General features: G+C 46.1%; 6 protein-coding genes and 1 pseudogene. 6 read left to right on the top strand and 1 reads right to left on the bottom strand.

The annotated features are described in order from the left end of the window. Positions 1-664: 664 nt before the first annotated feature. From M0Q40_11605 to M0Q40_11580, 6 genes and pseudogenes are all read left to right on the top strand, one after another. A complete protein-coding gene (locus tag M0Q40_11605; GenBank protein MCK9223241.1) occupies positions 665-865 on the top strand; it encodes a hypothetical protein in 201 nt (66 codons plus the stop codon). A gap of 180 nt (positions 866-1,045) precedes the next feature. Beyond that, the gene (locus M0Q40_11600) at positions 1,046-1,255 is read left to right on the top strand and encodes a hypothetical protein (protein MCK9223240.1); all 210 of its coding nucleotides are present in this window, start codon (positions 1,046-1,048) and stop codon (positions 1,253-1,255) included. A 368-nt stretch (positions 1,256-1,623) separates the two neighbouring features. Beyond that, positions 1,624-2,835, top strand: a complete 1,212-nt coding sequence (locus M0Q40_11595; GenBank protein MCK9223239.1) for a hypothetical protein — start codon at positions 1,624-1,626, stop codon at positions 2,833-2,835. Positions 2,836-4,428: 1,593 nt separating this feature from the next. Continuing rightward, positions 4,429-4,524 (top strand): annotated as a pseudogene (locus M0Q40_11590) (SEC-C domain-containing protein). Positions 4,525-5,027: 503 nt separating this feature from the next. Then, positions 5,028-5,348, top strand: coding sequence for a hypothetical protein (locus M0Q40_11585; GenBank protein ID MCK9223238.1), 321 nt, complete (start codon positions 5,028-5,030; stop codon positions 5,346-5,348). Between the two features lie 276 nt (positions 5,349-5,624). Continuing rightward, positions 5,625-7,715, top strand: a complete 2,091-nt coding sequence (locus tag M0Q40_11580) for a DUF262 domain-containing protein (GenBank protein MCK9223237.1) — start codon at positions 5,625-5,627, stop codon at positions 7,713-7,715. 845 nt (positions 7,716-8,560) lie between these two features. Here M0Q40_11580 and M0Q40_11575 read toward each other — a convergent pair. After that, positions 8,561-9,604, bottom strand: a complete 1,044-nt coding sequence (locus tag M0Q40_11575; GenBank protein MCK9223236.1) for a hypothetical protein — start codon at positions 9,602-9,604, stop codon at positions 8,561-8,563. Positions 9,605-10,881 lie beyond the last annotated feature (1,277 nt).

Below are 10,881 nucleotides of genomic sequence, written 5' to 3'. Positions count from 1 at the left end.
TCTGAATAACTACGGGGTTCTCGGTGTCATCTCTTTTTCCTTCCTCTATATGAAAAGAATGGTTATTCTTTCGTCATTTACATATTCCTGATTTACTCCCCCCAATATCTAAATACGCCCAATGGAAATAGGTGCAATTATCGGTCTGAAAAACTTGACCATCTCTAGCAACCTTGATTAAATCAAATTGGTGTTACATGTGTGTTTGGCAATCGAGGATTTTGGCAAATGGCAGCCAGAAAGGTCTAGAGCCTTCGGCGCGATCTACGTCTTACATCAATGTTCTTTGCTCACCATTCCTGGAAAACGATTATGCTCCCGACACCGCCTCTGCGTTAATACCGCGACTAGCTGGTGGTTGCTTTAACCGATCGCTTGGCCCGGTCTAGGGCAAGGATATGCGAGTGATGGATAAGTCTTCGAAAAGAGTGGCAGTTAATCTATCATCGCCAATCACCTTGTTCCAATCACCGAGGTTAGGGTGGAATAATGATCATACTTTACCGCTTGTACTGTTGGAAACCACTGCTAACAGACTCTCGGTCGTTTCATTAGAGAACGGGATATAGCCGATCTCATCCTAAATAAGCAGATCTCATTCTGAAGTTGTCAAGACATCGCCGAGAAGACACATATACACCACGCCGAAAATGATTGCTGGAGAATGGATGATTCCCAAGCTGTTGATCCGCCGGTAGGGGTTAGGCACGGTGCGACGGTCGACCGGGAGCCTTTTCAGGAACATGGAGCGAAAGACGATGGAAATCCCGGCGAGCTATCCCGGAATCAAGACCGAAGGGCAGTAAAAAACAGTGTTGCCATGTTGGACTTTAGGTATCGGTTGTTGTTACAAAAATATGGATAGACGACTCCGAACCCCACTCCAATAATCTGCGGTCTCCTTTACATAGTCATATACAGCGGTGAAGGTTGAAGACACAGAGATAACCGCTGGACACTTCCGACAAAACTTACGGAACTGCTGCCTGTCCCCGATTTTTCGCTTTCCTGTTCTTCTTTAAACTCTGTCGCAAGCTCTGCATTAGTGTTAAACCACACTGAACTGCTCCAAGCTACTTTGTGGATTCAGCCCGAGATTCCCGTCGGAGAGATGACTGTTGCGGTCAATGAGGAACAGATGCCGGTCCGTCTGGGTCTTGGGATCGAGGAGCCGGGGACATTTTGGGGTGGTGACCGGAGCAGGAACAGCAAAAGTGTCACGGCTACTCAGTTGGCTCCTGACTACTACGGCTAGCTAAGTATACCGGAGATGATCTCTTTGAGATCCCTGCCCGCAATGGTGTGATCGGTAGGTTTGCCAACTACCCCGGGTATTATTACAATCAATTTACGGTCCATCAGATGAAAGCAGTGCGAAGAACCTGCTCTATCTAGCCCTTTTATACTCAACTGTGATCATGTCTACCCTTCTTGCTGCCGCTCCCCGGACTCATATGACAAAAAGGGGGCAGGTGTCTAAGAATACCAGGAACGGGTTTGCACGAAGAGGTCGGATCATTGTCAGTTACTTGCTGATATGCTAACTTAGTTGTGAGACAGATTCAGGAAGATAATGTAGCCTTTATGATCTACCATCCATAGTGATATAGGAGTGATCTAGGCATGGAAATACCCATTACTGATCCAAAAAAGTGGTGCAAAATCGCTCGCAGGTTATCCGGAGAGGAACGCCACGCATTTATTAGGGACACCTTTGCACAAGAGTTGCCACAGGAATTCAAGGAGGGCATTGATGTGGGTTGGTTCCTTGATGATCTCGGTTGGCTGGAGGACCAGGGAAGATACGAAGAGGTCTTAGATTTTGCCTCCCTAGTATATGAAATCAATGCTGATATGTTGGAGGACTCATTTTACTATGTAGATGCCCACGTGATCGATATAAAACTATTTCAAGGCCGGTGTAGCTCCGAGGATTTAGTGCGGCTGTTTGCCAATCCGGTAGATTCTATAGACCATCTGATTCCTATCTTCGATAAACTGGTTTTTTATGGACATCTGGATATGATGATGGATGTAATAGAGCACTGCTATGAAAAGGTGAAAAATGACGATAAGTTGGTCGGCAGAGCAGAATCAGATTTTGGAGAAGCTGCTTTTATGCTGAAATTTCAACAGGTCTATGAACAGACTAAAGCGGGACAAGCAGTGGATACAGAGGAGATTGTGGCCTACTTAGGTTCCTATGATTATAAGTTCACCTCTGAGGAGGTTGAGGATATAATTGCACAGCTTTGCACGGAGTTAGCCGATACGGGTTTTGCCGTAGATGAGGTGGTGACACAGGAAGATATCCTGTGTTTGAGCATGCTGTTCCCTAAGTACCTCTATGCACAAACAGGACTCAATTTCCAGATCGGTAGTATCCTGTGGTATGCAGTTATGGACATGTGTCCCCTTGCTGATTCAATAGCAGAGGAGTCCATCACCTTTGGGGAATTGTTCGCTGCAGACAGCGAGGCATTCCAGGCCTACATCTATGATAGATTAGATCTCATCTCGAACAAGAAGCCTCATGCGGTGGGAGTTTTATGGGGACTGCCCTATTTTTATGACTTTCTGTTGACACATGAATTGATATCCGAAGAGTTACATACGCGCATATTGAAGATGGTCGAGGGGATGAAGAGTGAGGTCATCAAATTCCGGGTGGACGAGCTTTGGAAATATGATTATGTTCATGTTTGGCCCGCTCCGAAGAGCGTGAACCCTGCGCGATTTGCACGGGAGGCCCAGTTGTTTGGCAGGACCTTTTCCGAGCATATTGATGTTGATGAATTGGTGGAAGTTGGATTTATTCCTACAAAAGAACGGTAAAGTCGGTAAAGCGGATGGGACGTGGCAACCCTGTCCATGCGGTAGCGCTCTTGATCATCGCATTGTACATTAGATTAGATAAGGTCATCTTCAGCCATTAAAACGAAACGGGCGTGGTAAGGCAACTTGCACGGGATGATAAGGCCACTCGATATTGCCGCTTCCCGGGCTAAGGTGAATTTATCAGTTGTGGGTCTATGTCCGCATGGTAGATATTCCGACTCAGATGATAGCAAAGGGCAGAAGTCTAAGAATACCAGGATAGGGCTTGCACGACGAGCTCGGAAGTATTATCAGTCACTCGCTGATATGCTAACCTAGTTGTGAGACAGATTCAGGTAGATAGTATAGCCTTTATGATTGACCCTCATAGTGTTCTAGGAGTGATTAGGCATGGAAATACCCATTACTGATCCAGAAAAGTGGTGCAAAATAGCTCGCGGGTTATCCGAGGAGGAGCTTCACGCATTTATTAAGGACACCTTTACGCAAGAGTTGCCGAAGGAATTCAAGGAGAGCATTGATGCGGATTGGATCCTGGAGGAAATTGGTTGGCTGGAAGACCAGAGAAGACACGCAGAGGTCTTAGAGTTTGCCTCCTTACTATATGAACTCAATGCTGATATGCTGGATGACTCATTCTACTATGTAGATGCCCGCGTGAACGATATAAAACTATTTCAAGGCCGGTGTACTTCCGAGGACTTAGTGCGGCTGTTTGCCAATCCGGCAGATTCTATAGACCAGTTAGTTCCTATTTTCGATAAACTGGCTTTCTATGGACATCTGGATATGGTAACGGATGTAATAGAGCACTGCTATGAAAAGGTGAAAAATAGCGATTGGTTGATCGGCAGAGCAGAATCACATTTTGGGCAAGCTGCCTTTATGCTGAAGCTGCAACAGATCTATGAAAAGAGTAAAGCAGGACAAGCGGTGGATAAAGAGGAGATTATGGCCTACTTAGGCTCCTATGATTATGAGATCCCTGCCGGGGAACTCGAGGGGATAATTGGCCAGCTTTCCATGGAGTCTACTGATGTGGGTTTTGCTGCTGATGAGCTGGTGACAGAGGAGGCTCTCCTTCGTTTGAGCGTGCTGTTCCCTAAGGACCTCTATGCACAAACAGGACTTAATTTCCAGATTGGGAGTATCCTGTGGTACGCGGCTATGGACATATGTCCTCTTGTTGATTTAATAACAGAGAAGCCAATCACCTTCGGGGAATTGTTCGCCGTAGATGGCGAGGCATTACAGAACTACGTGTATAGTAGATTTGGTTTCCTCTCGAACCAGAAGCCCCGTGCGGCGGGGGCTTTATGGGGACTACCCTATGTTTATGACTTCCTGCTGGCACATGAACTGATATCCGAAGAGTTACATACGCGCATATTAGAACAGGTCGAGGGGATGAAGGGTGATGTCATCAAAGCTCGGGTGGGGGAGCTTTGGAAATATGATTATGTTCATGCTTGGCCTGCTCCAAAGAGCGTGGACCCTGCACTATTTGCACGGGAGGCTCAGTTGTTTCGTAGGAGTTTTTCTGAACGTATTGGTGTTAAGGAATTGGTAGCAGGGGGATTTATCGCTGCTGAAAAGCCGGTAAAGTCAGTAAAGCGGGTGGGACGTAACGCACCCTGTCCCTGCGGTAGCGGCAAGAAATACAAGAAGTGTTGCTTAAATGCCTAGCAAACCGGTACGGTAAATCCACCGAATATGTTATCTCTTATTGATGGATAGGACATGGGTGCTCTTCTTGAGTCCCATAGACATGCTACCCTTTGAGGACGGAGGGAAAATGAGAGACGTAAAAGAATAGGACAGTTGCGGCCAAGTGGTCGTTAGCAGTAAGGCGCTTCGACCTCCGCAGACATCAGTTTGAGTCCGCTCATTGGGGGGATGGAGCCTGGCATGTAAGGAATAGCCCCTGGGTCGAGAAGTTGTTAGGGGACCGATGTAGAAGGAGGAGACTAGCGGGGAGTCTGGGGATAATACCAACGTCTACCTGCGGGTAATATGGCTCGCTATCATCTACATCAGAGCTTTAAAATACTCTATGTTGATGAAGGCTATGGCCGGTTTCAAATGAATCAACAATGTGTGGCGCTAAAACCCGGAAGCTTGGTAATCCTCGACGCCCATTTTCCCCATGTTACAGAGGTGGATCAGGGAACAGGACTACAGCGGACAGTATGCATTCTAGCCGGGGGACCTTGCCCACCAATGCCGACGGTATCGAGATATTATTCCCATGGATCACCAAACAGGGTTTTCGTACCATGGTATGCTCTGCGGGATATATTGAAAACTGGCCGAATAAGCTGATGGATAGCGGGCAGCAGGACCTTGACCGAGTTGCTAAATTGATGACCTCCCATTTGTTTTCGCTGAGCCTTTTGGAAATTGGATGCTTAGGGGGGGCAGTGAAGACGATCCGCAAGGCACCACGAGTCAGCTCAGCTTGGTTTTTCATTGTATCAGTCACATCGACGAGAATCAATCTTGGAAGATGAAGGCTACAGCCAAAACGAGTTTCAGACCTTCTTGGATGCTTATACTGAGGTAAGCAAGTATATGCCTACTACAATAACGACGTAGACATGGTAGCCTAAACTACGAAAGCCTTCGACAGTATCACCAAGCATTCATGAGCAATTCTATAAGAAGGACAGCCATATAGCATAATGTCCGAATTTAGGGAGTCAAGCTGCCGTCAAATTTGAGGTGTTGTCTCCCCAGAATCTGCTCAACTGCACATGACAAGTAATATAGTTAAAGAGGTGCTGAACATGAAAGCAAGTGAAGCAAGACTACTGGACTTTATAAAAAAGTCTCCCCAATTCGTTATCCCCATCTATCAACGAGCTTACAGCTGGACGACTCGGGAGTGTCAGAGGCTCTGGGACGATGTTCTGCAGTCTGGCGAAGACGACGCCACCATGGCGCACTTCTTGGGCTCTATTGTTTATGTGGAAAGGGGGCTATACCAAGTGTCAAACCAGGATCCCCTGTTAGTTATCGATGGTCAACAGAGGTTAACCACTGTCTCTATCCTGATTGAAGCTCTTGCACGAGTCCTTGGTGATAATGAACCGGTTGACGGCTTTTCGGCTGTTAAGCTTCGCAATTACTACCTGCTCAACCCCTATGAATCAGGTGAGCGTCGATTCAAACTCCTTTTGGGCGAGACTGATCGAGAATCACTGGTAGCCTTAGTGGAACAACAACCTTTTCCGCGGAATTACTCAAAGCGAATAAAGGAATGCTTCGACTTCTTCAATCAGAAACTCGATAGAGAAAGGGACAATCTTACAACAGTGTGTAAAGGGTTGGCCAAGCTCGTTATAGTGGATATCTCATTGGACCGAACTCAAGACAAGCCGCAACTCATTTTCGAAAGCCTAAACTCTACAGGGAAGGAACTAACCCAAGCTGACCTTATTCGTAATTATGTGCTCATGGATTTAGAACCCGAACTCCAAGCAGTTATGTATAATAACTATTGGCGACGCATGGAACTAGATTTCGGGCAAGAAGCATATGCTGAGCACTTTGATGGCTTTATCCGACACTACCTCACCGTACGAACAGGTGAGATTCCCAAGGTTAGAGGTGTATATGACGCTTTTAAACGTTATGCCCATTCCCAAGTAATACAAGTTGGACTGGAGCCTTTGCTCAAGGATATTCGTACCTTTGCAGAATATTACTGCTCAATAGCCTTTGGGAAAGAGACAGATCTTGAATTACGCCAGACGTTCAGTCATATACGGGAATTGAAAGTTGATGTTGCCTATCCTTTTTTGTTGGAGCTATACGATGATTATGTTGGAGGCAAGTTGACGAAAGAGGATTTTCTTACCGCAGTGCGATTAGTGGAAAGCTACGTATTCCGTCGAGCAATTTGTGCGATACCAACCAATTCGATGAACAAGACCTTCGCATCCTTCCTCAGGGGAATCGATAAGACACGGTATCTCGAGAGTGTAAAAGCACACTTCCTTATGCTTCCCTCTTATAGACGGTTTCCTACTGACGAGGAATTTCGACGGGACTTGAAAACTCGCGATCTGTATAACTTCCGTAATCGAAGCTATTGCCTGCGACGCTTGGAGAACTTTCAGAGAAAAGAGGCTGTGGCTGTCGATGAGTATACGATCGAGCACATCATGCCCCAAAACGAGAACTTGTCCGCTGCTTGGCGAGCCATGCTGGGAGAAGACTGGAAAGATGTCCAGGAGAAATGGGTACACACCCTGGGAAACCTTACCCTAACCGGGTACAATTCGGAATACAGTGACCGTCCCTTCATTGAGAAACGTGATATGGTTGGTGGATTCGGGGAAAGCCCTTTGCGCCTCAACCAAATGTTAAGAACACTTGATACGTGGAATGAAGAGACTATAGTCGCTAGGGCAAAAGAGTTGATTGATATTGCTATGGAGGTTTGGCCAGCTCCTCAGCTTTCGCCCGGTGTGCTAGAGTTGTACAGGCCGCAACCTCGACCCAACGAATACTCTATACGTAATCATCCGTCTATCGATACTGGGCCGATGGCCGAGGTATTTCAGGCCTTGCGAAAAGAGATCTTCGCCTTGAACCCGTGCGTGACCGAAGAATACTTGAAATTGTACGTGGCCTATAAAGCGGAGACCAATTTCGTTGACGTTATTCCGCAAAGGAAACGACCGCGCTTGACTCTAAACATGCCTTATTCGGAGATTAATGATCCTAAAGGTATCTGCAGGAATGTAACAGGACTGGGGCGTTGGGGAAATGGCGACGTAGAAGTTGTCTTGACCTCACTTGAGGAATTACCTTATATCATGGGGCTAATTCGCCAATCCCTGGAGCGGCAAATGGGTAACGAAGGCTATTAGTTTTGGTGTAGCGATTATACGTTCTTGGTACTCCCGTATGTACCAAGAACGCATAATCGCTTGATGAGTACGTCAAACGGGTTACATAAAAGCTTATACGGTCTGAGTGCCAAAGTGACGACAGAGGGCATGTTGGTTTCCTAGTTTCACATGGGAGAGGCATGCTAATTATCTTGACTGTGCTGGTTGACGCGAGCTTCCGGGTCAAACCTAAGTGGAGTGGATGATAATACAGCAGGCCTGTGGCTAGGTCCCATTCGTAGGTGCACGTCTGGACCTGCCTTTTGACAAGCTTGCCGACAGATACCATATTGCAGGCTGCTGGAAGACATGTTGGATCGCAATAACCTGAATGTAGTATTCGAACGGGTTCCACTTAATAGAGGGAGCCAAGGCGTTGATGGACACTTAAGAGGTTCTAAGAGAGGTTCGGCTTTGTCCCTATTCTGTCTCCAAATAGCTAAGACGTGTATTCCGGTCATTTCGATCACTGAATATGCTTCAACCCGATCACCGATTCCGGTTCATGTCGATCAGTGATTCCATGTTCATCCTACAGTTCTTCGCTAGCTGGCAAGTGAACCTCACAGACAGACTACGTACGCCTTACGAGCCCGTCCCACGTTTTTTAGTTCGATAGACGAAGACTAGCTGTAGTTGGACAAGAATAAGACTAATGCTCAGCTTGACGGCAGGTTTCTCATGACATGGTTTCTGTTGCGGATGCCCAACCAACACGCGTATGCGATAGACAGTGTTCTTCCTGCGATTACATTATGCCCATCGCCTGGTGTTGGTTTTCAGGGCCGAAGGCTATGATTTCTATTGGCCTGTAATTGGCACTACTAGCGACATAAAGCTCCCATTGGCTCTGGTAACTTAGCGGTATCCATTCCCTTTATGTTACAGAAATGGTCGAAGAATCGTTTGGCCAGAACTGCATCCTTCGTATTCGCTTTCACTGTTACCAAGTCTTTCAAGATTTGAGCAGCTTGAAGATCTGCCAAGTAACGATGCAATCCAGAACCCCACTGCGTCAATTCTGGACGACTTCGATTGAAGTAGTACTTCCAGAATTTCATCTTGGGGGTTTCTCTTGGAGAGAGCTGGATCCTGAATTCTGAATTGGTAGTAACGTATCCTACCTGACGATCATCTCCTTTAGAGCATTCATCGACAAGGAAAACTGCAAAAATGAAGCGGTCTTTTTCCTCCGAATGGGGCGATCGTGTTGTTAACACGGCAATACTATTAGACCTAACTTCTTTAAGGCGCAGGGGTTTACCCTTGTTCTTGCCTGTGCGAACCGTTCCGCCCAGAGCGCGCCAGTCTCGAAGCATCTGGCTTTCATAGCAGACGTAACCTTCGCCTTCTTCTCCCATGAAGCTCTCCAACTGTTGCCGATTAAGCAAACCTTGCAGGTACTGTTTACAACGGCTATCCTGAGAACTACACCATGCATATTCCGCTTTGTCGATGTTGTAACGGATTTGGGTATCAGAACAGACCCCATAGAAGCCGACCTGCTCGGACGATCTTCCACCATCACAGTAATTACATCTGAACGCGATGTTAGAACATGGTATCTTGCGTCTCCTTGTTCTTGTCCGTTTGGGCGGTCGTGAGGTTACTAGGATGTGTTGCTTTTGAGCTTTGATCTCCTTTAACCGATTTCTCTTTCTCTCTTCCTTCTCCGTGATAAGCTTCCGAATCTCCGCTAAAATCGTAGAATCAGCGGTTGTCATAAAAGATTTGAAGACATCAGGGAAAACGAACCTCTTCCGTCCCACATCGTTAAAGGTGACAATAATATAAGATCCATCTTGTTGAGTGACGATTCCGGAGCCAAATGATTGATGCATAACCTGTAAGTTTACAACGTCAATCATTTACTCACCTCCTGTATCAGTATGGGGCTCTCAAGGAAACTCTAAATCTGCATATAGAGTAATACTCTAGTTATTTTCTATTTCACTTTTCTCGACAGTTCATAAACAGTATTTGGCGATTTAGGCCTATCTTCATTAGGATTTCTTGCCTGGACGTCTCTACTACCGTCTTCTCCGTGACTTGCATGATTCTATCCTCCTGAGTATCCTTCATAACTTGGTATCTCTATTGAGTTAAGGTTGTAAACAGCTCAAGCTCATGATCTAGTTCTAATACAAGGTACCATTGCCTTCAAAGATCATATTTCTCGATTACAGGAATGCGATACTACGGAACCAAGAATTCATTTACCTGTTTGCCGAACAAGCGTTCCTGTCGGTTTTGTTTCTAATAATTCTTGACCTAATGTTCAATTGGCTTATGAAGTTATCAAGGTATTTACTGCCTTTCATTAGTAACCCATCTATTCTCTGAAAGATCTCAGTATGCTCTCTTTTGAAACTACCGTATATGACCTGCACTAATTCACTGATAACCAACCTTTCCTAATAGGTACGTCTACAAAACAATGTAGAGTAACTTATTTTTGGGGCTGTTCTTTTAATAACACCAAACAGTTTTCACATGGAGCCGCTTTGCGGGAACGCTACTCCAGTCCTCACATCCGGTGTTTCCAACAACCCGTTCCTAGTTACGACGGCGGTCGGCAACTCATCACGTAACGCACTGTAATGTTTTGTTTGCTCCGGTTGTTGGAGGATTGGGGGCAAGCAACATGTTTATACACGATTACTAGGCAATGAGTTATGGTTGGATAGCATTTACAGGTGAACCCAACAGGCAACCTGGGTACATGCTGGCTGGCAATACTGTCTTGATAGGATTGACACCATGAGTCTTCCAAGAGGACTAAATAACAGGTCCTGAAGGTTCGCCGTGGGCCCCAACGTACTAGCTTCCAAAGGATAACTGTGGATGGCAGGCGAAAAACCTCTTTAGCCAGGTTTTTTGTATACGAGATTGAGACAGTGCTTTGCACAGAGGTTGATCACAACATTACATCAAAAAAGCTTATCCTGGTAGCATTAGCCGCACAACCACACATCCTTATTATACAGCACTTCAGCACTCTTCTGCAACTATGATTAGAAAGTTGGCAGCACTTCCGCAACAGGGTTCGAAATGACCCTAATGTAAACCAGTCGGGCATTCCTATTGTTTTTGGCGGTTGAAAAATCTGGGGGAAGAGACAGGACCCCCTTTCCCCCAAAGAATG

The sequence above is a fragment of the Limnochordia bacterium genome, from assembly GCA_023230925.1.
Taxonomy (GTDB): domain Bacteria; phylum Bacillota; class Limnochordia; order DUMW01; family DUMW01; genus JALNWK01.
The sequence above is the reverse complement of the archived record's forward strand: the minus strand, read 5'-3'. Positions and strand labels throughout refer to the sequence as shown.

Bases quoted from the DNA above. Each gene is read 5' to 3' on its own strand.
- M0Q40_11605 (MCK9223241.1), top strand. From the start codon at position 665: ATGGATGATTCCCAAGCTGTTGATCCGCCGGTAGGGGTTAGGCACGGT.
- M0Q40_11595 (MCK9223239.1), top strand. From the start codon at position 1,624: ATGGAAATACCCATTACTGATCCAAAAAAGTGGTGCAAAATCGCTCGC.
- M0Q40_11585 (MCK9223238.1), top strand. From the start codon at position 5,028: ATGCATTCTAGCCGGGGGACCTTGCCCACCAATGCCGACGGTATCGAG.
- M0Q40_11580 (MCK9223237.1), top strand. From the start codon at position 5,625: ATGAAAGCAAGTGAAGCAAGACTACTGGACTTTATAAAAAAGTCTCCC.
- M0Q40_11575 (MCK9223236.1), bottom strand. From the start codon at position 9,604: ATGATTGACGTTGTAAACTTACAGGTTATGCATCAATCATTTGGCTCC.